This window comes from Pseudomonas sp. BF-R-19, from assembly GCF_019956445.1.
In the GTDB taxonomy this organism is placed as follows: domain Bacteria; phylum Pseudomonadota; class Gammaproteobacteria; order Pseudomonadales; family Pseudomonadaceae; genus Aquipseudomonas; species Aquipseudomonas fluorescens_BH.
Map to the genome: position 1 here is coordinate 1 of NZ_JAHBDN010000057.1, position 22853 is coordinate 22853.

18 protein-coding genes are annotated in these 22853 nt (G+C 60.2%); 9 read left to right on the forward strand and 9 right to left on the reverse strand.

Annotation, left to right across the window (positions count from 1 at the left end):
- Positions 1-233 precede the first annotated feature (233 nt).
- Entirely contained in the window at positions 234-1763 is a 1530-nt protein-coding gene (gpmI, locus tag KGB28_RS15675) for a 2,3-bisphosphoglycerate-independent phosphoglycerate mutase (RefSeq protein WP_150755638.1), read from the reverse strand.
- A gap of 152 nt (positions 1764-1915) precedes the next feature.
- On the opposite strand from gpmI, the gene KGB28_RS15680 reads away from it, so the two are divergent.
- Genes KGB28_RS15680 through secB form a run of 3 tightly spaced genes read left to right on the forward strand, consistent with a single transcriptional unit; the run spans position 1916 to position 3127 of the window.
- The gene (locus KGB28_RS15680; protein ID WP_053153177.1) at positions 1916-2329 is read left to right on the forward strand and encodes a rhodanese-like domain-containing protein; all 414 of its coding nucleotides are present in this window, start codon (positions 1916-1918) and stop codon (positions 2327-2329) included.
- 1 nt (position 2330) lies between these two features.
- A complete protein-coding gene (grxC, locus tag KGB28_RS15685; RefSeq protein WP_150726523.1) occupies positions 2331-2585 on the forward strand; it encodes a glutaredoxin 3 in 255 nt (84 codons plus the stop codon).
- Between the two features lie 56 nt (positions 2586-2641).
- Positions 2642-3127, forward strand: coding sequence for a protein-export chaperone SecB (gene secB, locus KGB28_RS15690; protein ID WP_057397192.1), 486 nt, complete (start codon positions 2642-2644; stop codon positions 3125-3127).
- A gap of 132 nt (positions 3128-3259) precedes the next feature.
- Here the strand turns inward: secB and KGB28_RS15695 are convergent, their stop codons facing one another.
- Positions 3260-3715 (reverse strand): tRNA (cytidine(34)-2'-O)-methyltransferase, encoded by a 456-nt coding sequence (locus tag KGB28_RS15695; protein WP_150755639.1) that lies wholly within the window; start codon positions 3713-3715, stop codon positions 3260-3262.
- Between KGB28_RS15695 and KGB28_RS15700 the strand changes: the two genes are divergently transcribed.
- Entirely contained in the window at positions 3714-4154 is a 441-nt protein-coding gene (locus tag KGB28_RS15700) for a hypothetical protein (RefSeq protein WP_223446425.1), read from the forward strand. The genes KGB28_RS15695 and KGB28_RS15700 overlap by 2 nt on opposite strands.
- A 574-nt stretch (positions 4155-4728) precedes the next feature.
- Here KGB28_RS15700 and ntrC read toward each other — a convergent pair.
- The 6 genes from ntrC to glnA form a co-directional block, all read right to left on the reverse strand.
- Positions 4729-6165, reverse strand: coding sequence for a nitrogen regulation protein NR(I) (gene ntrC, locus KGB28_RS15705; RefSeq protein ID WP_046040882.1), 1437 nt, complete (start codon positions 6163-6165; stop codon positions 4729-4731).
- Complete coding sequence (gene glnL / locus KGB28_RS15710) at positions 6162-7247, reverse strand: nitrogen regulation protein NR(II) (RefSeq protein WP_150756808.1); 1086 nt, start codon at positions 7245-7247, stop codon at positions 6162-6164. The genes ntrC and glnL overlap by 4 nt, the downstream gene beginning before the upstream one ends.
- A gap of 229 nt (positions 7248-7476) precedes the next feature.
- A complete protein-coding gene (locus KGB28_RS15715; RefSeq protein WP_223446427.1) occupies positions 7477-8097 on the reverse strand; it encodes a DUF4124 domain-containing protein in 621 nt (206 codons plus the stop codon).
- Positions 8094-8609 carry a DUF4124 domain-containing protein gene (locus KGB28_RS15720; protein ID WP_223446428.1) on the reverse strand — a complete coding sequence of 172 codons (516 nt, stop codon included), beginning with the start codon at positions 8607-8609 and terminating at the stop codon, positions 8094-8096. Before KGB28_RS15720 ends, KGB28_RS15715 begins: the two co-directional genes overlap by 4 nt.
- A gap of 25 nt (positions 8610-8634) precedes the next feature.
- A complete protein-coding gene (locus KGB28_RS15725) occupies positions 8635-9057 on the reverse strand; it encodes a cupin domain-containing protein (RefSeq protein ID WP_223446430.1) in 423 nt (140 codons plus the stop codon).
- Between the two features lie 178 nt (positions 9058-9235).
- Positions 9236-10642 (reverse strand): type I glutamate--ammonia ligase, encoded by a 1407-nt coding sequence (gene glnA, locus KGB28_RS15730; protein ID WP_008002929.1) that lies wholly within the window; start codon positions 10640-10642, stop codon positions 9236-9238.
- Between the two features lie 328 nt (positions 10643-10970).
- Between glnA and thiI the strand changes: the two genes are divergently transcribed.
- Together thiI and typA are read left to right on the forward strand one after the other, a co-directional pair.
- Positions 10971-12425: a tRNA uracil 4-sulfurtransferase ThiI gene (gene thiI, locus KGB28_RS15735; RefSeq protein ID WP_223446431.1), complete on the forward strand. Its 1455-nt coding sequence runs from the start codon at positions 10971-10973 to the stop codon at positions 12423-12425.
- 139 nt (positions 12426-12564) lie between these two features.
- A complete protein-coding gene (typA, locus tag KGB28_RS15740; RefSeq protein WP_046041316.1) occupies positions 12565-14385 on the forward strand; it encodes a translational GTPase TypA in 1821 nt (606 codons plus the stop codon).
- A 220-nt stretch (positions 14386-14605) separates the two neighbouring features.
- Here typA and KGB28_RS15745 read toward each other — a convergent pair whose 3' ends face one another.
- On the reverse strand, positions 14606-15043 hold the full coding sequence (locus tag KGB28_RS15745; RefSeq protein ID WP_108216195.1) for a YkgJ family cysteine cluster protein: 438 nt from the start codon (positions 15041-15043) through the stop codon (positions 14606-14608).
- A gap of 256 nt (positions 15044-15299) precedes the next feature.
- On the opposite strand from KGB28_RS15745, the gene KGB28_RS15750 reads away from it, so the two are divergent.
- The 3 genes from KGB28_RS15750 (at position 15300) to KGB28_RS15760 (ending at position 22616) form a co-directional block, all read left to right on the forward strand.
- Positions 15300-17750, forward strand: coding sequence for a glycogen/starch/alpha-glucan phosphorylase (locus KGB28_RS15750; RefSeq protein WP_223446433.1), 2451 nt, complete (start codon positions 15300-15302; stop codon positions 17748-17750).
- Between the two features lie 289 nt (positions 17751-18039).
- Positions 18040-21246 (forward strand): DUF2339 domain-containing protein, encoded by a 3207-nt coding sequence (locus tag KGB28_RS15755; protein WP_223446434.1) that lies wholly within the window; start codon positions 18040-18042, stop codon positions 21244-21246.
- Positions 21243-22616, forward strand: coding sequence for a DUF3999 domain-containing protein (locus KGB28_RS15760; protein WP_223446436.1), 1374 nt, complete (start codon positions 21243-21245; stop codon positions 22614-22616). Before KGB28_RS15755 ends, KGB28_RS15760 begins: the two co-directional genes overlap by 4 nt.
- Positions 22617-22853 lie beyond the last annotated feature (237 nt).

Here is a 22853-nt window from a genome sequence, read left to right on the forward strand (position 1 = left end):
TGGGCATCGATTCTCATCGAGGCGCGGGGCGACAACCCCAACTCAGACGCCGGATAGATGAAAGCAAGCCAAACACGACATCAACAACAGTATTGCAGAAAAGGGGGTAACCATAGATGTGGGAGCGAGCTTGCTCGCGATGGCGTCCGACCATTCAACATAGATGTTGGCTGTCAGATTGCTATCGCGAGCAAGCTCGCTCCTACAGGTTTTGTGGCGTTTTGGAGACCCAATCAGACCAGAATCGAAGTCCCGGTCATTTCCGCCGGTTGCTCAAGGCCCAGCAGCTTCAGCATGGTCGGCGCCACGTCCGCCAGCACGCCGCCTTCGCGGACCTTCAGGTCGCGCTTGCCGACATAGATGAACGGTACCGGCTCGGTGGTGTGCGCAGTGTGCGCCTGGCCAGTGGTTTCATCGGACATTTGCTCGACGTTGCCATGGTCAGCGGTGATCAAGGCTTCGCCGCCGACTTTTTCCAGGGCATCGACGATGCGACCCACGCACAGGTCCAGGCATTCAACGGCCTTGACCGCCGCTTCGAACACGCCGCTGTGGCCGACCATGTCGCCGTTGGCGTAGTTGACCACGATCACGTCGTAACGCTGGTTTTCGATGGCGTCGACGATGCGGTCGGTGACTTCCGGTGCGCTCATTTCCGGCTGCAAGTCATAGGTGGCGACTTTCGGCGACGGAATCAGGATGCGCTCTTCGCCCGGGAACGGTTCTTCGCGGCCGCCGGAGAAGAAGAAGGTCACGTGGGCATATTTTTCGGTTTCGGCGATGCGCAGCTGGGTCTTGCCGTTTTTCGCCAGGTAGTCGCCCAGCACGTTTTCCAGGCTGCCGGCAGCGAAAGCCGACGGCGCAGGGATGCTGGCGGCGTATTGGGTCAGCATGACGAAGCCGGCCAGTTTCGGCTGGCGGGCACGCTCGAACTCACTGAAGTTGTCTTCGACGAACACGCGGGTCAGCTCGCGGGCACGGTCGGCGCGGAAGTTCATGAATACCACGGCATCGCCGTCTTCGACTTTTACCGGCTCACCAATGGAGGTGGCCTTGACGAATTCGTCGCTCTCGCCACGCTCGTAGGCCGCTTGCAGGCCTTCCTGGGCGGTGGCGGCGTTGAATTCGCCCTGGCCATCGACAATCAGGTTGTAGGCCTGGGACACGCGGTCCCAACGGTTGTCGCGGTCCATGGCGTAGTAGCGGCCGATGATGCTGGCGATCCGGCCTTTGCCCAGGGCCTGGAAGGTCGCGTCGAGCAGTTCGATCGACGACTGCGCGCTTTTCGGCGGCGTGTCGCGGCCGTCGAGGAACGCGTGCAGGTAGATGTTTTGTGCGCCGCGCTTGAAGGCCAGTTCGGCCATGGCGACCAGGTGATCCTGGTGGCTATGCACGCCGCCATCGGACAGCAGGCCCATGAAATGCACGGCTTTGCCGGCGGCGACGGCTTTGTCTACGGCAGCGCAGATGGTCGGGTTCTCGAAGAACTCGCCGTCGCGGATCGATTTGGTCACGCGAGTGAAGTCCTGGTACACCACACGACCGGCGCCCAGGTTCATGTGGCCGACTTCGGAGTTGCCCATCTGGCCATCCGGCAGGCCGACGTCCATGCCGCTGCCCGAGATCAGGCCGTTCGGCACGGTGGCCCACAAACGGTCGAGTACCGGCTTCCTGGCCGCATAGATGGCATTGGATTCGGGGCTGTCACTGTGACCGAAGCCGTCGAGAATCATCAGGACCAAAGGTTTAGGCGTGGTAGTCATGGAATCCACTCGTGGCTGAGGTAAAAGGGGTAATGGAAAAGGGAGTCGCAGTTTAAAGCGAAGTTCCGGCCGCGTCACCGCCGGACGGGGTTTGGCCCACCATAGTGGCTGTGTATACTGGCCGACATTTTAACGCCCTGGAACCTCCTTCGATGGTTGCTCACCTGATTGAATTCGCCACTAACCACTACATTCTCGTCGGTATCTTCGTCGTTCTGCTGGCGTTGCTGATTGCCTATCAAATGCAGGGCGGCGGCCGCAGCCTGAGCACCGGCGAACTGACCGGCCTGGTCAACAAGGACGCAGGCGTAGTGATCGACATTCGTCCGACCAAGGATTTCGCCGCCGGTCACATTGTCGGCGCGCTGAACATTCCTCAGGACAAACTGACCGCCCGCGTTGGCGAGCTGGAAAAGCACAAGGCCAAGACCATCATCCTGGTCGATGCCATGGGCCAGACCGCTGGCACCCACGCCCGCGAATTGATGAAATCCGGCTTCACCGCCGCCAAGCTGTCCGGCGGTATCTCCAGCTGGAAAGCCGACAATCTGCCGTTGGTGAAGTGATATGAGTAGCGTCGTCGTCTATTCCAGCGATTACTGCCCTTACTGCTCGCGAGCCAAGTACCTGCTCGAGAACAAAGGCGTGGCCTTCGAAGAGATCAAGGTCGATGGCAAGCCGCAGGTGCGCGCTGCGATGGCCCAGAAGGCCGGACGTACGTCCGTGCCGCAAATCTGGATCGGCAGCACTCATGTGGGCGGTTGTGATGATTTGTTCGCCCTGGACCGCGCCGGCAAGCTCGACGCGCTGCTCAGGGCCTGACGGCAATACCCCAAACAAGCAAACCTAAATGAACACTGGATCAAGAAGGATCTGCGATGACTGACCAACAGAACACTGCTGCGAACGAAGAAGAAACTGCACCGCAATTCTCCTTGCAGCGCATTTATGTGCGTGACCTGTCCTTCGAAGCTCCAAAAAGCCCGGCGATCTTCCGCCAGCAGTGGGAGCCGAGCGTCGCTCTGGATCTGAACACCCGTCAGAAGACGCTGGAAGCTGACTTCCACGAAGTCGTGCTGACCCTGTCGGTTACCGTGAAAAACGGTGACGAAGTGGCGTTCATCGCTGAAGTGCAACAGGCCGGTATCTTCCTGATCAAGAACCTGGATGACGCTTCGATGAGCCACACCCTGGGTGCGTTCTGCCCGAACATCCTGTTCCCGTACGCTCGCGAAACCCTGGACAGCCTGGTGACCCGCGGTTCGTTCCCGGCACTGATGCTGGCTCCGGTGAACTTCGATGCGCTGTACGCGCAAGAGCTGCAACGCATGCAGGCTGCTGGCGAGACTCCGACCGTTCAGTAAGCATTTCTGAGCGTCGAAGCAAGTCCAATGTGGGAGCGGGCTTGCTCGCGAAAGCGGTTTTTCAGTCAACATTCATGTTGAAGCTGATGACCCCTTCGCGAGCAAGCCCGCTCCCACATTTATTATGCGGTGTTATTTGAAGTCGTTCTGACGCCAGGCTTCGTAAACGGCCACCGCCACGGTATTCGACAGATTCAGGCTGCGGCAGCCCTCGCGCATCGGCAGGCGCAGGCGTTGCTCGCCGGGCAGGGCGTCCAGCACTTCGGCGGGCAAGCCCCGGCTTTCCGGACCGAACAGGAACGCGTCGCCCGGAACGAAGCTGGCATCGTGGAACGGCCGCGAGCCCTTGGTGGTGAAGGCGAACAGTCGTGGATGGCCGAGGCTCTCCAGGCAGCTGGCGAGGTCCGCGTGGCGTTGCAGGGTGGCATACTCGTGGTAATCGAGGCCGGCCCGGCGCAGACGCTTGTCGTCCATCTCGAAGCCCAGCGGTTCGATCAAATGTAGGTGGCAGCCACTGTTGGCGCACAGCCTGATAACGTTGCCGGTATTCGGCGGAATTTCTGGTTGGAAAAGGATGACGTGAAACATGCACGGCTCCGAAGGTAAAGATGACGCGCATTCTACGCCGCAAGCCGGCGTGCGTTCGAAACTATTCCTGCGGGTAATGGGCTCGCTGGCGATTGTCGGGGTGATGGTCGGGATGATGATCGGTCGCCTGACCACGCCAGACCCCAGTCAGTTGCAGCAGGTGGAAGTGACGAACGACGGGCTGGTGGTGTGGTTCAACAACGAACCCAAGACCCACGGCGAGATGGTTGATGGCAGTGTCGCGCTGCTGTTTGGCGCCGAGGGCAAGGCGCACAAAGGTCAGCTCAAGCTCGGCGGCAAGGACGTGAACTGGCGGGTACGTTTGAGCGATGGGGGGTTGTTGCTGACACTGGTAGCGGCCCGGCCCCTGCAGGGTGAGTGGGCCGGTAGCGAGGTCGATGACCGCTGGCGGCTGGAGATCCATCTCCGAGAGCAATAAAAGAGGGAATCCCCGGCCTGCCTGTACCAAGGTTCCCGAAACGGGAGGCTCGTCGCGAGTGCGGTGTGAGCCTGGTGTAAAGAAGGAACCCCTGACCTGCCTGTATCAAGGGCCCCAAAACGGCTGGGCTCGTCGCGGGTGCGGTGTGAGCCCGATGTAAAGAGGGGAATCCCCGGCCTGCCTGTACCAAGGTCCCCGAAACCGGGTGGGTGAACTGATTCACTTGAAAGGGTTATTGCAGGGGGCGTGCCAGGTTTTAACAATGCGAAACAAAAAATTCCTTAAAACGCTGAAAGCCCCGTAGAACGGGGCTTTCGTGTTTTTGGGTGGCAGGTTGTGTCGAGTTTTGCGGCGAGGTTTCAGGACGGTTACCGTGCGCGATTGCGGTTCACGGTGCATTCAGTCGGTGCACGCAGCTCTGAATGTGGGAGCGGGCTTGCTCGCGAAGAGGCCATCAGATTCAACATCGATGTTGAATGACACACCGCTTTCGCGAGCAAGCCCGCTCCCACATTGTTTGGTGTGAACCACAAAGAGGTCCGTCACCAGCGATTGTTGAAGGGCTTAGCCCAACTTAACCCTCATCCCCCTCATCATCATCCCCGCCATCAACCTTCATCCCCAATTCCTTGATCTTGCGCGTCAGGGTGTTGCGGCCCCAACCCAGCAAGACGGCGGCATCGCGGCGGCGACCGGCGGTGTGTTTGAGGGCGGTCTCGATCATGATCCGCTCGAAGGCCGGCACGGCGCTGTCGAGCAGGCTCGACTGACCACGGGCCAGCGCCTGGTCAGCCCACTGGCGCAGGGCCTGTTCCCAGTTGGTCACGGGCGCCGAGTCCTGAGGCAGGCTCAGCAGCTCCGGCGGCAGATCGCCGATATGAACTTCGCGGCCCGAAGCCATCACCGTGATCCAGCGGCAGGTGTTCTCCAGCTGACGCACGTTGCCGGGCCACGGCAGGTTCTTCAGGTATTCCTCGGTTTCGCTTTTCAGCAGCTTCGGCTCGACTGCCAGCTCCTGGGCGGCGCGGCCGAGGAAGTGCTTGGCCAGGGTCGGGATGTCTTCGCGACGGTCCGACAGGCGCGGGATATGGATACGGATCACGTTGAGGCGATGGAACAAGTCCTCACGGAATTTCCCGGCATGCACCAGGGTTTCCAGATTTTGGTGAGTCGCAGCGATGATGCGCACATCGACCTTCACCGGCACATGACCGCCGACGCGGTAGAACTCGCCATCGGCCAGTACCCGCAGCAAGCGGGTCTGGGTGTCGGCGGGCATGTCACCGATTTCGTCGAGGAACAGCGTACCGCCATCGGCTTGTTCGAAACGCCCGCGACGCAGGTTGGCCGCGCCCGTGAATGCGCCTTTCTCGTGGCCGAACAGTTCGGATTCCATCAGGTCTTTGGGGATCGCCGCCATGTTCAGCGCGATGAACGGCGAAGCCGCCCGCGGACTGTGACGGTGCAGCGCATGGGCCACCAGTTCTTTACCGGTACCCGATTCACCATTGATCAGCACGGTGATGTTGGAGTGGCTCAAGCGTCCGATGGCGCGAAACACTTCCTGCATCGCCGGCGCTTCGCCGATGATTTCCGGGGTGCGGGTCAGGGTCGGGGCAACTTCCAGGCCTTGTTGCTCCTGAGCGTGCTGGTTTGCGCGCTTGACCAGGGAAACCGCCTCGTCGACATCGAACGGCTTGGGCAGGTACTCGAAAGCGCCGCCCTGATAGGACGCGACAGCGCTGTCCAGATCGGAGTGCGCGGTCATGATGATCACTGGTAGCCGTGGGTGCTGTTCGCGAATCCGCGCCAGAAGCTCCAGGCCGCTGGCACCGGGCATGCGGATGTCGGAGATGATCACGTCCGGCTGCTGGCGCGCCAGGCGGCTCATCACGCCATCGGCGCTGTCGAAGCTTTGCGTGGTCATGCCTTCCTGTTGCAAGGCTTTTTCCAGGACCCAACGGATAGAACGGTCGTCATCGACGATCCACACGGTTTCACTACGGCTCATGTCGATGTGGCTCCTTGTTCCAGTGGCAGAAAGATCGAGAAGGTGGTGTGGCCGGGGTGGCTGTCACATTCGATCAGGCCCTGGTGCTGGCTGATGATGTTCTGGGTAATGGCCAGGCCCAGCCCGGTACCGTCCGGACGACCGCTGACCATGGGGAAGAAAATGGTTTCCTGAAGTTCTGCAGGGATGCCCGGACCGTTGTCGATGATCTCGATCTTCGTCACCAGGCGATGGCGCACGTGGCCGATGGTGAACTGGCGCATGGCGCGGGTGCGCAGGCTTATGCGGCCCAGGCGCAGTTCGTTCTGGCTGCTGATGGCCTGCATGGCGTTGCGCACGATGTTCAGGACTGCCTGAATCATTTGTTCGCGATCGATCAGGACGTCGGGGATGCTTGGATCGTAGTCGCGCACCAAGGTGATGCAGCCCTGGCTTTCAGCCTCCACCAGATGGCAGACACGCTCAAGCACTTCGTGGACATTGCACATGGCCAGCGACGGCAGCTTGTTGGAGCCGAGCATGCGATCGACCAGGTTACGCAGGCGGTCGGCTTCTTCAATGATGACGTTGGTGTAGTCGCGCAGGCTTTCTTCCGGCAGTTCCCGGGCGAGCAATTGTGCCGCGCCGCGAATCCCGCCCAAGGGGTTCTTGATTTCATGGGCAAGGCCGCGCACCAGCATCTTGCTGGTTTCCTGTTTCGACAGCTGTGCTTCTTCCTTGGTGATCCGCAGCAGGCGGTCTCGGGGGTGGACTTCGAGCAGCAGCAGCGTGTCGCCGTTGCTCAGGATCGGCGTTACCGCGTAGTCGACGGTCAGGGTCTGGCCGGTGAGGGCGGTGAGCATGGCTTCGCGCTTGGTGAACGGGTGCGCCTGTTCGACGGCCTGGCGCAACGAGTTCAGCGCCTCGGTCGATTCGGTAAACAACTCACTGATGAACTGTCCATGGCTGCGCTGGCCGCTGATGGCCAGCAGCATCTCCGCCGCCGGGTTCATGTACTCGAGGCGCAGTTCGGCGTCGAGCAGGATGGTGGCAGTGGTGAGGTTGTCGAGTAGCAAACGGTGGAGTGCGTCGCTAATGGTCATCGGGACCTCTTTTAGGGCAGAGCATGCGCAAAAAAAAACGCTGGTACGGGCAAAATGCAAAAACCAAACCAAGGCTCCGAAAAGAAGCGTTCAGCGCCTGAAACGGACGTTTGACGCTCGTTTGCGTGGCGGTCTGCCAGCTTCTGCGGGTACTTTCGAACCAAAATGGGTTGGAATGTGAGTACGGTGCAAGCAATTGCACCAATATAGTGCGCAAAGCTGAACGAGGTTAGAAAAGTCGCAGGAAAGGATTTTTTTCTTCGCCGGGCTTGTCGCTGAGCGGGCATTCCGGCCGCTGGCCGTAGTCTTCGAGAGTGCAGGGTTTGATCCTGCGCTTCTGGGCGAGAGACGTGCGCTGCATGTGGAAAGGTTGGTTGGCGGTGCGTTCGAGGATGCGCCCCTGTTCGTCGAGGATTTCCACAGACAGGGTATGGCTGCCGCGATCGATGTTGCTCAAAGCGAACACCGGGCTCAGGTCGGGTTCGGCGGAGGGCTGACCGTCGAGCAGCAATCGGTAGCGGTGACCGGGTTGCAGGGCGGGTTCGTTGGTGGCGCTGACGATGACTTCGCCGGTGTTGCTGCGGATGGTTGCGTCGGGTTCCGGGATCAGGATGCGCAGCACCTCATAGTGGAACAGCGCTTGTACTTCAGGACTGCTCTGGGCAAGCAGCGACGCTGCACTGGTGGGGTTGGCCGCTATTCGATTGCTCGTTGTCAGCGGTACGCGCTTGGCGTTGCCGGGTTTGGGCTGGTCGGTGAAAACCCGATTGCCCTGGGCGTCGACATACATGAAGACCTCTGCCGACGCGGGCAGGGCGATCAGGCAGGCGATCAGTGCCCAGGCCTTCAAGGCTTGTGCACCCGCTGTACGGTGAATGTCACCGCAGGGCTTTGCTGCACAACGTTTTCGCCATCGATCACTTGCACGGCGAGGCGGTGTTCGCCGCGATCGATGTTCACCAGTTGCAGGGTCGGCACGTTGCCTGGCTGGCCGTAGGGCTGGCCGTCCAGCAGCAGGCGCAGCAGGTGGGGACCTTGCAGGCGCGGCTTGATCAGCACACTTACCGTGAAAGTACCGTTGTTTGCGCGCAGGGCTTCGGTGGTGGGCAGGCCGGTGAGTTCCAGTTTTTCGTAGGCACCGTGGATTGGCTCGGCGCCATTACCGGCCTGAGGTTGTGCAGGATCGCTGGGCGGTTGGCGTTCGATGCTGTTGAGCGGCGGCAAATCAACCGCCCGGGCGTCAGCACCAGCGGGCGGTTGATTGCTGTAGGCGGTATTACCGGCGGCATCGGTGTATTTGTAGATTTGGGCCATCACGGGAAAATTGAAGGACAGCAGTAGAAGTAATAACAGTGGCCGCATTCGGACTCCCTGTGTGAAGCAAAGACTACTCCGCCAATGGAATGCCTTCGCTGCCAGCATAGAACACAACAAGTTCTACCGGTTCATCGCCGGTGACGCCGCGATGAGTGATATTGACCATTTCGGCCAGCGCTTCGCCTTGTTTGATGCGCCGGGTCTGGCCGCTGTTCCTGTCTTCGACTGTCAGCTCGCCTGAGAGGATGTAAGCCGCGTTGGGAGTCGGATGGGTGTGCCAGGGGAGTTTGCTATTGGCAGGGATCGTGAGTTTGAGCACTGTCAGCTCGGGCGCGGCATCCGGGTAGCGAATGTAAGGTGTGCTATCCCACGACTTGCTGCTTTGAAGCAGGATTTCCCGTTTGATTTCTGTCGATGGGGGTTTTGTCGTGCAGCCTAGAAGGGCGAGGGCGGTGAGAGCGGCCAGTAGCGTCTTGAGTGGGAAGGTTTTCATCATTCCATCCGTTGATTGCAGGTAGTGAGCAGGCTACGAGTCATTCAAGCTGGTTGATGCCGGACGATGCTGTGTGTGCCCGAGGAGATGTCGGGTTTCATTGTCGGAAGTTGCCCACAAAAAAGGCCTCCCGAAGGAGGCCTCTTTTTGTCACGCCGCGTGTTGCGGCGCTACCGGATCAGCAGCTGTAGTACAGCTCGTATTCCAGTGGGTGTACGAAGGTACGTACCTTGATTTCTTCTTCGCTTTTCAGGGCGATGTAAGCGTCGATGAAGTCGTCGCTGAAAACGCCGCCTTTGGTCAGGAACGCACGACCTTTGTCCAGCTCTTCCAGGGCTTCTTTCAGGCTGCCGCAAACTTGTGGGATCTCTTTGGCCTCTTCAGGCGGCAGGTCATACAGGTTTTTGTCAGCGGCGTCGCCAGGGTGGATCTTGTTCTGGATGCCGTCCAGGCCAGCCATCAGCAGTGCGGCGAAGCACAGGTATGGGTTGGCAGCCGGATCCGGGAAGCGTGCTTCGATACGACGGGCTTTCGGGCTCGACACGTAAGGAATGCGGATCGAAGCGGAGCGGTTGCGAGCCGAGTAGGCCAGCATCACTGGAGCTTCGAAGCCTGGAACCAGACGCTTGTAGGAGTTGGTCGCCGGGTTGGTGAAGCCGTTCAGGGCCTTACCGTGCTTGATGATGCCGCCGATGAAGTACAGAGCGGTATCGGACAGACCGGCATAGCCTTCGCCTGCGAAGGTGTTCTTGCCATCTTTCCAGATGGACATGTGTACGTGCATACCCGAGCCGTTGTCGCCGTACAGAGGCTTAGGCATGAAGGTCGCGGTGCGGCCGTAGGCATCGGCTACGTTGTGTACGACATACTTCAGGGTTTGGGTTTCGTCGGCTTTCTTCACCAGGGTGTTGAACTTGACGCCGATTTCGTTCTGGCCGGCAGTCGCCACTTCGTGGTGGTGAACTTCAACGGTCAGGCCCATTTCTTCCAGTGCGTTGCACATGGAGGTACGGATTTCGTGATCGTGGTCGAACGGTGGAACCGGGAAGTAGCCGCCTTTGACGCCAGGACGGTGGCCTTTGTTGCCGCCTTCGATGTCCTGGTCGGACATCCACGAACCTTGTTCAGAGTAGATCTTGAACATGGAGCCGGAAATGTCGGACTTGAACTTCACCTGGTCGAAGATGAAGAACTCTGGCTCTGGACCGGCGTATACGGTGTCACCGATAGCGGTGGCTTTCAGGTGCTCTTCGGCGCGCTTGGCGATCGCACGTGGGTCGCGGTCGTAGCCTTGCATGCTCGAAGGTTCGATGATGTCGCAGACCAGGATCAGGGTCGGTTCTTCGGTGAACGGGTCCAGAACAGCGGTGGAGTCGTCCGGCATCAGGATCATGTCGGAGGCTTCGATGCCTTTCCAGCCAGCGATGGAGGAACCGTCGAACATTTTGCCGACTTCGAAGAAGTCGTCATCCAGCGCATCGCGAGCCGGCATGGTCACGTGGTGCTGAGTGCCTTTGGTGTCCGTGAAGCGCAGATCAATCCACTTGACGTCATGATCTTTGATGAGTTGAACCGACTTCGACATAGTGTCCTCCGGGTGGCTTCGGGCTAGTAATGGATGCCCTTAAATGTGGGTGATGCCGGCGCGAATACTCTGCCAAGGCAACCTGCCTCACAAGGGAGCAAATTGCATGCCAGTGCCCCACCATGGGTTTTTTGCCCCAATTTCACGCCTGTCAGGCGGAAAAGTACCTTAAAGCGGAAAATCCCGCCCTACAATGTGGCGTTCATTTCAATAAATGACCTGTTTTGGTGCGCGCAAAACCTTCTGCACATTAACTGGTTAAACCTTGAGCAATTTCCGCTATAATCCGCGCCCCCCTTTTTCGGCAGGCCATGCGCGCGCTGTTTCCATGAAATTAATCGTAAAAGTCTTCCCCGAGATCACCATCAAGAGCCGCCCGGTACGGATGCGTTTCATCCGTCAATTGGCCAAGAACATCCGTGCCGTGCTCCGCGATCTGGACCCGGCCGTGGTGGTGAACGGCGTGTGGGACAACCTCGAGCTGGAAACCCGTGTCAGCGACCCCAAGGCCTTGAAGGAGATGGGCGAGCGCCTGAGCTGCATGCCGGGCATCGCGCATTTCCTGCAGATCGATGAATACCCGCTGGGCGATTTCGACGACATCGTTGAAAAGTGCAAGCAGCACTACGGTGATGCACTGTCCGGCAAGATTTTCTCGGTGCGTTGCAAGCGTGCCGGCAAGCACCCATTTAGCTCCATCGATATCGAAAAATATGTCGGCAGCCAGTTGCGCCGTCAGTGTGGTGCCGCCGGGATCGACCTGAAAAAGCCGGAAATCGAAGTCCGGATCGAAGTTCGCGACCAACGGTTGTTCGTGATCCACAGCCAGCACAACGGCATCGGCGGATATCCGCTAGGCGCGCTGGAGCAGACCCTGGTGCTGATGTCCGGCGGCTTCGATTCCACCGTAGCGGCCTACCAGATCATGCGCCGCGGCCTGATGGCGCATTTCTGCTTCTTCAATCTGGGCGGACGTGCCCACGAACTGGGCGTCATGGAAGTCGCGCATTTCATCTGGAAGAAGTACGGCAGCTCCCAACGCGTGCTATTTGTCAGTGTGCCGTTCGAAGAAGTGCTGGGCGAAATTCTCGGCAAAGTCGATAACAGTCATATGGGCGTAGTATTGAAGCGTATGATGTTGCGCGCTTCCTCCCAAATTGCCGATCGACTGCACATCGAGGCGCTGGTCACTGGTGAGGCGATCTCCCAGGTATCGAGCCAGACGCTGCCGAACCTGTCAGTGATCGATTGCGTGACCGACAAGCTGGTGTTGCGTCCGCTGATCGCCAGCCACAAGCAGGACATCATCGACCTGGCCAACGAAATCGGTACCGCCGATTTCGCCCGGCACATGCCGGAATACTGCGGCGTCATCTCGGTCAATCCGAAGACCGCGGCCAAGCGCTATCGCGTCGAGCATGAAGAGAAAGAATTCGATATGGCGGTACTCGAGCGTGCGCTCGAAAACGCCAAACTGGTGCCGATCGATCGTGTGATCGATGAATTGGGCCAGGACTTGCAGATTGAAGAAGTCAGCGAAGCGCTGGCCGGTCAGATCGTCATCGACATCCGTCACCCGGATGCCGCTGAAGACGACCCGCTGGAACTCGCTGGCATCGAGGTACAAACGATGCCGTTTTATGCAGTGAACGCTCGTTTCAAGGAACTGGACCCTACTCGCCAGTACCTGCTGTATTGCGACAAAGGCGTGATGAGTCGCCTGCATGCCCACCATTTGCTCAGTGAGGGGCATGCCAATGTGCGCGTTTATCGACCGAGCTAAGTGCCCGGGGCTGTTTGCCTGTGGCCTGCGTCACCGGCCCCCCGATGCCACCGTCAAGCTGTAACGGCTTTCACGGACGCTACTGTTAATCGCTGCCAAGACTTGTCAGCACACCGAATCCTCTGATCGAGATACACAAGTGATCGAAAATCTACGCAACATCGCCATCATTGCCCACGTTGACCATGGTAAGACCACCCTGGTAGACAAACTCCTGCGTCAATCCGGCACCCTGGAGCGCAACGAGCTCAACGACGAGCGCGTGATGGACTCCAACGACCAGGAAAAAGAGCGCGGTATTACCATTCTGGCGAAAAACACCGCCATCAACTGGAACGGCTACCACATCAACATCGTGGACACCCCGGGCCACGCCGACTTCGGCGGCGAAGTTGAACGCGTAATGTCGATGGTCGACTCCGTTCTGCTGCTGGTTGACGCTCAAGACGGCCCTATGCCGCAAACCCGTTTCGTGACCAAGAAGGCTTTCGAAGCTGGCCTGCGTCCAATCGTGGTCATCAACAAGGTTGACCGTCCAGGCGCGCGTCCGGACTGGGTTCTGGACCAGATCTTCGACCTGTTCGACAACCTGGGTGCTACCGAAGAACAGCTGGACTTCAAAGTCGTCTACGCCTCGGCCCTGAACGGTATTGCCGGTCTGGACCACACTGAAATGGCTGAAGACATGACCCCGCTGTACCAGTCGATCGTCGACAACGTACCAGCGCCGAAAGTCGACCGTGACGGTCCGTTCCAGATGCAGATCTCCGCACTGGACTACAACAGCTTCCTGGGTGTGATCGGCGTTGGCCGTATCGCTCGCGGTCGCGTCAAGCCGAACACTCCGGTCGTCGCTATCGACGCTGACGGCAAGAAGCGCAACGGTCGTATCCTGAAGCTGATGGGTCACCACGGCCTGCACCGCATTGACGTTGAAGAAGCTTTGGCTGGCGACATCGTCTGCATCAGTGGCTTCGACCAGCTGTTCATCTCCGACACCCTGTGCGACCCACTGAACGTCGAAGCGATGAAGCCGCTGACCGTTGACGAACCAACCGTTTCCATGACCTTCCAGGTAAACGACTCGCCTTTCTGCGGTAAAGAAGGCAAGTTCGTGACCAGCCGTAACATCAAGGAACGTCTGGACAAGGAGCTGCTGTTCAACGTTGCTCTGCGCGTTGAAGAAGGCGACACCGCCGACAAGTTCAAAGTCTCCGGCCGTGGTGAGCTGCACCTCTCGGTACTGATCGAAACCATGCGTCGCGAAGGCTTCGAAATGGGTGTTGGTCGTCCGGAAGTGATCATCCGTATGGTTGATGGCGTCAAGCACGAACCGTACGAAAACGTGACCATCGACCTGCCGGAAGAATCCCAGGGCGCGATCATGGAACAGATCGGTATCCGTAAAGGCGACCTGACCAACATGGTTCCGGATGGCAAGGGCCGTGTGCGCCTTGAGTACAACATCCCGGCCCGTGGTCTGATCGGTTTCCGTAACGAGTTCCTGACCCTGACCTCCGGTGCAGGCATCCTGACCTCGATCTTCGACCGTTACGACACCATGAAGTCCGGTGACATGTCCGGCCGTCAGAACGGCGTGCTGGTATCGGTTGCTACCGGTAAGGCACTGACCTACTCGCTGGAAACCCTGCAGTCGCGTGGCAAGCTGTTCATCGAACACGGCCAGGACATCTATGAAGGTCAAATCGTTGGTCTGAACAGCCGCGACAACGACCTGGGTGTTAACCCAACCAAAGGCAAGAAGCTCGACAACATGCGTGCTTCGGGTAAAGACGAAACCATCGCTCTGGTTCCGCCTGTACGCTTCACTCTGGAGCAAGCTCTGGAATTCGTACAAGAAGACGAGTTGTGTGAAGTCACGCCTAAGTCCATCCGTCTTCGCAAGAAGATCCTGGGCGAAAGCGAGCGTACCCGCGCTGCCAAGAAGTCCGGTAACTAAGTCATTTAGTTAGCTGACAAAAAAACGCCCCCGACCGCAAGGCCGGGGGCGTTTTTGTTTGTCTGGGGTTTGTGTGGCGCTTGTACTGGCCTCATCGCGAGCAAGCTCGCTCCCACAGTGTTCGAGGTGAACCACAAATTGTGTGAACACCACAGAACCCCTGTGGGAGCGAGCTTGCTCGCGATGGCGGCCGATCAGCCGCCACTGGTTTCAGGAAATATCAGAACCGCTCGATACTCCGCGAACTCCGCTCGCGCTCCACTTCTTTCGGCTTGTACGCGCAATACCCCGGCCGCGGGCCGATTTTCGGGTGATTGCGGCAGGTATCCGGGCGCTTTTCATAAATAGTGCACAGACGGCTCTTACGATCCAGATACAGGCAATCGTTGTTGCTCATGCGCTGGAGGGTAAAGATTCCTGACTTCTGGTTGAAGCGCTCGACCAGACCTTCCTTTTGCAGGCGCTTGGCGATGTTCTTCGGCGGATCGCCCAGCTCGAACTCATCGACCACGCCGATGCGAATCAGATCCTTGATCTTGACCTCGACCGGCAGGGTGCAGCAGCTGGACATGCACGAGCCGCACATCGGGGCAGAGTACTTGGCCCAGGTATCGAGGCGGTCGATCTCCGCGGCGGCGATCAGGTTCGGCTTCATCATCGGTTGTTACCAGCGTGTGCATCAGGGCGCGCGATCATACCGGGACTGGTGGATTTTTGAACAACCTTTCGCCAGTTTTTTTCACAGACGGCGCAAACAACCGGAAAATAGGCACGAGCCCTGCATTGATTCAGGCACAAGACAACGCAATGTCGATCCAGCTCGCATTCAAAGGAAAAACTGCCGAACCAGAGCCTCTACCGCCTGTCAGACCGTCTAGGCTCAGACAATTCCAAGCTCGCTCGAGGTCCTATCGATGACTCAAGAACCACTTGTTCGCGAAGCAGAGGTGGCCGCATTCCGCGACGCCGTCTTGACCAAACTCACTTATGCAGTGGGTAAAGACCCGGATCACGCCTTCGACCACGACTGGTTCGAAGCCATTGCCCTGGCCGCGCGGGATCACATGGTCGAGCACTGGATGGACCACACGCGGCAGATCTACCGCAAAGGCCAGAAGCGCGTTTATTACCTCTCCCTGGAATTTCTCATCGGCCGGTTGCTCTTCGACAGCCTGAGCAACCTCGGCCTGCTCGACGTGGCCCGCGAAGCCCTGACCGAACTCGGCGTCGACCTTGAGCGCATTCGCTTGCTGGAGCCCGATGCGGCCCTGGGCAACGGCGGCCTCGGGCGTCTGGCAGCGTGTTTCCTGGAAAGCATGTCGACCCTCGGCATCGCCGGTCATGGCTACGGTATTCGTTACGAACATGGCTTGTTTCGCCAGGCCATCGTCGACGGCTGGCAACAGGAGCAGACCGAACACTGGCTGGATTTCGGCAACCCGTGGGAGTTCGAGCGCCCGGAGGTGGTTTACCCGATCGGTTTCGGTGGCAGTGTCGAGACCGTGACCGATGAAAACGGCAAGTCCAGGCAGGTCTGGCACCCGGTGGAAACCGTCCGGGCCATTGCGTATGACACGCCTGTGGTCGGTTGGCGCGGGGCAAGCGTCAACACGCTGCGTTTGTGGCGCGCACGGGCCATGGAAGATCTGCATCTGGAGCGTTTCAACGCCGGCGACCACCTGGGCGCCGTGGCCGAAGTGGCCCGGGCCGAAAGCATCTCTCGGGTACTGTACCCGGCGGACAGCACCGAGGCCGGCCAGGAATTGCGCCTGCGCCAGGAGTATTTCTTCGTCGCCGCCTCATTGCAGGATCTGCTGCGCCGCCATCGCAACATGCACACCTCGGTGCTGACCCTGGGCGATCACGCCTCTATCCAGCTCAACGACACCCATCCCTCGATTGCCGTGGCTGAACTGATGCGGCAACTGGTCGACGTCTATGACGTGGCGTGGGATGCGGCGTGGCAGGTCACCGTCGATACGCTGTCCTACACCAACCACACATTGCTCCCCGAAGCGCTGGAAACCTGGCCGGTCGGCTTGATGGAACGCATGCTGCCACGGCACATGCAGATCATTTACCTGATCAACGCCCAGCACATCGACTCCCTGCGGGCCAAAGGCATCCACGACTTCGACGTGCTGCGCGCGGTGTCGCTGATCGAGGAAGACAACGGACGCCGTGTGCGCATGGGCAACCTGGCGTTTCTCGGTTCCCACAGCATCAACGGTGTGTCCGGGCTGCACACGCAGCTGATGCGCCAAACGGTGTTCTCCGAACTGCACAAGCTCTACCCGGAGCGGATCAACAACAAAACCAACGGCATCACCTTCCGTCGCTGGCTGTATCAGGCCAACCCCGAGCTGACCTCGATGCTGGTCGATGCTCTCGGGCCCGAAGTGCTGGATAACCCGGAAAAGCGTTTGCTCGCCCTCGAACCGTTCGCCGAGAAAAGTGCATTCCGCAAGGCGTTTGCCGAGCAACGCCTGCACAGCAAGAAAGCCCTGGCGTACCTGATTCATGAGCGGCTGGGTGTGGCGGTCAACCCGGCGGCGATGTTCGACGTGCAGGTCAAGCGAATCCACGAATACAAACGCCAGTTGCTCAACCTGATGCACACCGTGGCCTTGTACCAGGCGATTCGCGCGGAACCTGAAATCGACTGGGTGCCACGGGTGAAGATCTTCGCTGGCAAGGCCGCCGCGAGTTATCACCAGGCCAAACTGATCATCAAGCTGACCAACGACATCGCCCGGGTGGTGAATAACGACCCGACCGTGCGCGGCTTGCTCAAAGTGGTGTTCCTGCCCAACTACAACGTCAGCCTGGCGGAGAGCATCATTCCGGCGGCGGATTTGTCCGAGCAGATCTCCACCGCCGGTTTCGAAGCGTCCGGCACCAGCAACATGAAATTCGGCCTGAACGGCGCGCTGACCATCGGCACCCTGGACGGGGCCAACGTGGAAATGTGCGACCGCATTGGCGCCGAGCACATGTTCATCTTCGGCCTCAGCGCGCAGCAGGTGGAGGCGCGCAAGCAGAACCATGAGTTCAACGCCACACCGGACATCGCTGCGTCCCATCGTCTGAACGATGTGCTGCAAGCGATTCGTGGCGGGGTGTTCTCGCCGGATGATCCGTCCCGTTATGCCGGGTTGATCGATTCGCTGGTGGACTACGACCGCTTCCTGGTCTGCGCCGACTTCGATTCCTACTGGCACGCCCAGATGCGCGTCGAAACCCATTGGCACGACTCGAAGGAGTGGTGGCGCTCAGCGGTGTTGAGCACGGCACGGATGGGCTGGTTCTCGTCGGACCGGACCATTCGCGAGTACGCCACGGAAATCTGGAAGGCGCTGGAGTAGTTTTCAGCCAGAACTGCGAGCAAGGCCCGGTTGTTGCCGGGCTGGATCGATATACTAGGCGACGGATTACCGAGCGGCAGGGTTCATCAGATTCCGAACACTCCACAATCCCTTGTGGGAGCGAGCCTGCTCGCGATAGCGCACTGACATTCAACATCAATGCTGAATGTCATGGCCTCATCGCGAGCAAGCTCGCTCCCACAGGGGTTGTGGTGTTTTCACACTAGACTGATCAGACACTGTACCGCTTGGACTTGCCCCACGATGGGGCCGCTTAGGGATATCGACCATGCAATGGATGTTCATGCTGATAGGGCTGGTGCTCGGCTGGATACTCGACGAGTCATTCAGCGATGCGCTGCTGGGCGCGTTACTCGGATTGGGTATCGGCCAGGCCCTTCGCATGGCTCGTATGGATTCGCAGTCAGTCGAGCAGCAGCGTTTGCTGGAGCAGGCGCAGGTAGCGCTGCACGCGGTCGAGCAACGGCTGGCGCTGCTCGAAGCATCGGGCGTCAAGGCGCCGGAAACCCGCGAACCGCTTGCCTCACCTGAAACCGTCCTCAATGAAGCACCTGCCGCAGCCCCGGAGTTGCTCTGGGAACTGCCGCCCGAGCTCGAGCCGATTGCCGTCGCGGCCTCCGAAACCGCTCGTGCACAGCCCGCCGATGCCTGGAAGTCCGAGACGATCGCTCGCCAGGCACAACCACCGGTCCCCCCGCGTGCCCCGAACCTCATCGATCGCGCCATCGGCCGCGCCCGCGCCTGGTTGTTCGGCGGCAATACAGTGCTGCGGGTCGGCGTGGTGCTGCTGTTCCTCGGCCTGGCCTTTCTGCTGCGCTATGCCACCGAAGGCGTGGTGGTGCCGGTTGAATTGCGTTACGCAGGCGTTGCAGCGGCAGCCTTGGGGTTGCTCGGGCTGGGTTGGTGGTTGCGAGCGCGCAACAGCAGTTACGCGTTGATCCTGCAAGGCGCCGGGATCGCCGTGTTGTACCTGACGGTGTTTGCCGCGATGCGCCTGCATCCGCTGCTCGATTCCTCGGCGGGGTTTGGCCTGCTGGTGGCGGTGACGGTCTGTTCAGCAATTCTCGCCATTACCCAGGACTCCCTGGGGCTGGCCGCCGCTGCCGCACTGGGTGGATTCGCCGCGCCGCTGCTGGCCTCCACCGGCGCCGGCAGCCACGTCGCGCTGTTCGGCTACTTTGCCCTGCTCAATGCCGGCATCTTCGCCATCGCCTGGTTCAAGGCCTGGCGGCTGTTGAATGTCATCGGGTTCAGCGGCACCTTCGGCATCGGTTTCGCCTGGGGCCTGCGCTCCTACTCGCCGGAGCAGTTGTGGAGTACCGAGCCGTTTCTGATTTTGTTTTTCCTGATGTACCTGGCCATTGGTTTGCTGTTCGCCCGGCGCAGGCTGCTGGAGATGGGCGATGCACCGGCAGAGGGCAGTCGCGAATCGCTGCTGCAGTGGTCGGTGCGCAAGGGCGACTATGTCGACGGCACGCTGCTGTTCGGTCCGCCGCTGGTGGGTTTCGGCTTGCAGTTCGCCTTGGTGCAGCATCTGGAGTTCGCAGCGGCGTTCAGTGCCTTGGCGCTGGGCATGATTTACATGGGGCTTGCCCGTTGGCTGATGGCCGGGCGCACGCTGTTGCTGGGGGAAACCTGCCTGGCCCTGGGCGTGATCTTCGCCAGCCTGGCGATTCCGCTTGGGCTCGATGCACGCTGGACGACAGCGGCATGGGCGGTGGAAGGCGCGGGGATTTACTGGCTCGGTCTGCGCCAGCAAAGGCCTTTGGGTCGGGCGTTTGCCTTGCTCTTGCAATTGGGTTCGGCGCTGGCGTTTCTCAGTGAGTTACATAACAGCGAGAGCAGCTTGCTCGGCGGCGAGCCGCTAGGTGCGCTGTTACTGGGCGTCGCGTTGCTGTTCAGCTTCTACCTGTTGCGTAAAGCCTTGCCGGAACAGATCAGGCCTTGGGAACTGAAAGGCCTGCCAGTCCTGGCGTGCCTCGGGCTGGCGTTTGTCTATTTGCTGGCGCCGTTGTTTTTCTTCGGCCACGGCACGGTGATCAGTTGGGCTCTGGCCGGGGCGCTGACGTTGTTGGTTGGCGTGCGCCTGCCATCGCGCACCTTCGTGTTCACCGCGCTCGCTGTGCAACTGTTGGGTGGCGCGCTGTTCCTGGCGACGGGGCCGCTGTTCAGTGAAGGGCTGAATCCCTTGGCTCATGCTGGATTCTGGGCGCCGTTGGTGCTGGGGCTGGCGGCGATGGTCGGGGCCTGGCGTATGCAGATTGGTCATGTGCGTGGAGCGTTGGAAGGGCTGAGTCTGTTGCGATTGTCCCAGGCGTTGCTGGTGTGGGGTGCAGGCTGGTGGGCATTGGCCTGGGTCATCGAAGTGCTGCATTTTGCGCCGCTGCCGACGCAGGCGACTTTGTTGTTGGGCATCGCTGCCGTGAGTGTGGCGCTGTGGACGGTGTTGGCGCTGCGCCTGAAATGGCCGTCACTGTGTGTGCTCTGCACGGCGTTGATTCCCGCTGCAGCGTTGGTGCTGCTGGCGGCCTGGCACTCGCGTTATCACCCGGCGGCCAACGTCGGCTGGCTGGCGTGGGCCGCCGTGTTCGTCGTGCATTTCATGTCCCTGCGACGCCTGGCACCCATGCTGCCGGCACGCGTGACGAGCGTCGCCCATGTGCTCGGCTGTTGGCTATTGATGGGTGTACTGGCTCTGGAGCTGCGTTACGCCTTGCTGGTGTTGTCCGAGCAATACAACGCCTGGCGCTGGTTGGGCTGGGCGATTCTGCCAGGTCTGTATCTGGTGTTGATGGCGGCACCTCGCGCGTGGCCGTGGCCAGTGTCGGAGTATCCGCGCGAATACCGTGTATACGCCGCCGCGCCGCTGGCGTTGTTGATGCTCGGCTGGTTCTGGCTGGCGAATATCGCCAGTGACGGCAACGCCGAGCCACTGCCCTACGTGCCATTGATCAACCCGCTGGAGCTGGGCCTGCTGTTTGCGTTGTTCGGCGTCTATGTCTGGTCCCGCAGCGCCATGACACAATTGGCGGTCCGCGAGGATTACGCCGTCATCGCCACGCAAGGGGGCGCGGGTGCCTCGCTGTTCGTGTTCTTTACGGCATTGGTGATGCGTACGGCGCACCATTGGAGCGGGGTGCCGTTCGAGCTGGACCTGTTGCTGGCGTCGATGCGGGTGCAGGCCGGCCTGTCCATCGTCTGGACCTTGATGGCCCTGAGCCTGATGATCGGCGGCCATTTGCGTCGCCGCCGCGAAGTCTGGCTGATCGGCGCCGCCTTGATTGGCGTGGTCGTGGCCAAGCTGATCTTTGTTGAATTGAGTAATCGCGGCGGGCTGGCGCGGATCGTGTCGTTTATCGGTGTCGGTGTGTTGCTGCTGGTGGTGGGCTATTTCGCCCCGTTGCCGCCCAAGCGCGCCGAAGCTGTGCCGGATATCGAGAAACCGGTCCCGGAATCCGAAGGAGTGTCGTCTTGAGTCAGAAGCTGAACCTGGGTTGGCTGGGCGCTGTTGCCATGGGCGTGGTGTTGTCGGCGGTTGCCCAGGAAAAACCGGCGGACTTCACCACCCAAGTACCCCTGTCGGTGACGGGAGAAGGCCCTTGGTATCGCCTTGAACTGCCCCTGAACGTACAACTGAATGCACGGCAGGCTGACCTGAGCGACGTGCGTGTGTTCAACGCCGTGGGCGAAGTTCAGGCTTACGCCTTGGCCCGGGAGTCGGCGCGGAACAATGAAACGCGGACGTTGACCGAGGTGAAATGGTTTCCGCTGTACAACTCGGTGGACGCCACTGAAACCGCGCCGAGCGTGCGGGTGCAATCGAACACCAACGGCACATTGGTCCAGGTGCAGCCCTCCAGTCAGCTGGAGGCGGGTGAGGAGGAGCTGCGCGGCTGGTTGCTCGACGCTTCCGCCATCAAGGCGCCGTTGCAGCAATTGATTCTCGACTGGACCAGCGAGCGCGACGGCTTCCAGCGTTTCACCGTCGAAGCCAGCGATGATTTGCAGCATTGGCAGTCCTGGGGCGAAGGGCAGGTGGCGCGCCTGACCTTTTCCGACGAGCGGGTCGAACAGCATGAAGTCAACCTGCCGGGCCAGTCGGCGCGCTACCTGCGGTTGCTGTGGATCACCCCGCATTCGGCACCGACACTGACTTCGGCGCAACTGCAAAGCTCCAATACCCGCAGCCTGCCGCTGCCGTTGGTCTGGTCCCAGGCATTGGCCGGCAGCAGCGTGAAGGCGGGTGAGTACACCTGGCAGTTGCCGATGGGGCTGAATGTCGAGCGGGTGCAGGTCGAGTTGAGCCAGCCCAACAGCCTGGCGCCAGTGAGCCTGGCCGGCCGGCGCGACAGCAGCCTGCCGTGGCAGTCGTTGGGCAGCGGTTTGCTCTATCGCCTGACCCAGAATGGTCAGGACGTGGTGCAAAACCAATTGCAGCTGTCAGGGCAAATCGTCCAGCAATTGAAACTGACCGTGGACGAGCGCGGCGGCGGCCTGGGTGATCAGGTGCCGACGCTGAAGTTTGCCGTGCGCGCCACGCAACTGGTGTTCCTGGCGCGCGGGCCGGGGCCTTACACGCTGGTCGTGGGCAATACGACGGCGAAGGCGGCGAACTTGCCGCTGTCGACGCTGATTCCGAATTACAGCCCGGCGAAGCTCGCGACTTTGGGCCGGGCCATGGTGGATGTCGGGGCGGTGGTCTCGAATGCATCGACAGAGAAAACGCTGGCGACGACGGACACCCAGTGGAAGAAGTTCGGCCTGTGGGCGGTGTTGTTGCTCAGTGTCTTGTTCCTGGCGGCGATGGCGTTCAGCTTGTTGCGCAAACCACCAGCCAAGTCCTGAAGAAAGCCGGCGCTGCGCGCCGTTCGCGGGCAAGCCCGCTCCCACAGGTATTGCGCTGTCCTTGTGGGAGCGGGCTTGCTCGCGAAAGCGTTCGCCCAGTCACTGAAAATGCCGAAATGACCGCAGTTCCCAAGCTCACATCCAGCCCATTTCCTACTACGCTCATCCCCGCGCATGAACTCTCTTCAGCCGATCACGTCTGATAGGAGGAAATGCGCCCCGACTCGCGTTAAACTG

Excerpts from the sequence above, each read along its gene's own strand:
- KGB28_RS15720 (WP_223446428.1), bottom strand. The coding sequence starts at position 8,609 with ATGCGGCCACTGTTATTACTTCTACTGCTGTCCTTCAATTTTCCCGTG.
- KGB28_RS15695 (WP_150755639.1), bottom strand. The coding sequence starts at position 3,715 with ATGTTTCACGTCATCCTTTTCCAACCAGAAATTCCGCCGAATACCGGC.
- KGB28_RS15680 (WP_053153177.1), top strand. The coding sequence starts at position 1,916 with ATGGTTGCTCACCTGATTGAATTCGCCACTAACCACTACATTCTCGTC.
- secB (WP_057397192.1), top strand. The coding sequence starts at position 2,642 with ATGACTGACCAACAGAACACTGCTGCGAACGAAGAAGAAACTGCACCG.
- glnL (WP_150756808.1), bottom strand. The coding sequence starts at position 7,247 with ATGACCATTAGCGACGCACTCCACCGTTTGCTACTCGACAACCTCACC.
- KGB28_RS15755 (WP_223446434.1), top strand. The coding sequence starts at position 18,040 with ATGCAATGGATGTTCATGCTGATAGGGCTGGTGCTCGGCTGGATACTC.
- glnA (WP_008002929.1), bottom strand. The coding sequence starts at position 10,642 with ATGTCGAAGTCGGTTCAACTCATCAAAGATCATGACGTCAAGTGGATT.
- KGB28_RS15700 (WP_223446425.1), top strand. The coding sequence starts at position 3,714 with ATGCACGGCTCCGAAGGTAAAGATGACGCGCATTCTACGCCGCAAGCC.
- thiI (WP_223446431.1), top strand. The coding sequence starts at position 10,971 with ATGAAATTAATCGTAAAAGTCTTCCCCGAGATCACCATCAAGAGCCGC.
- KGB28_RS15745 (WP_108216195.1), bottom strand. The coding sequence starts at position 15,043 with ATGATGAAGCCGAACCTGATCGCCGCCGCGGAGATCGACCGCCTCGAT.
- KGB28_RS15725 (WP_223446430.1), bottom strand. The coding sequence starts at position 9,057 with ATGAAAACCTTCCCACTCAAGACGCTACTGGCCGCTCTCACCGCCCTC.
- grxC (WP_150726523.1), top strand. The coding sequence starts at position 2,331 with ATGAGTAGCGTCGTCGTCTATTCCAGCGATTACTGCCCTTACTGCTCG.
- KGB28_RS15750 (WP_223446433.1), top strand. The coding sequence starts at position 15,300 with ATGACTCAAGAACCACTTGTTCGCGAAGCAGAGGTGGCCGCATTCCGC.
- ntrC (WP_046040882.1), bottom strand. The coding sequence starts at position 6,165 with ATGAGCCGTAGTGAAACCGTGTGGATCGTCGATGACGACCGTTCTATC.
- gpmI (WP_150755638.1), bottom strand. The coding sequence starts at position 1,763 with ATGACTACCACGCCTAAACCTTTGGTCCTGATGATTCTCGACGGCTTC.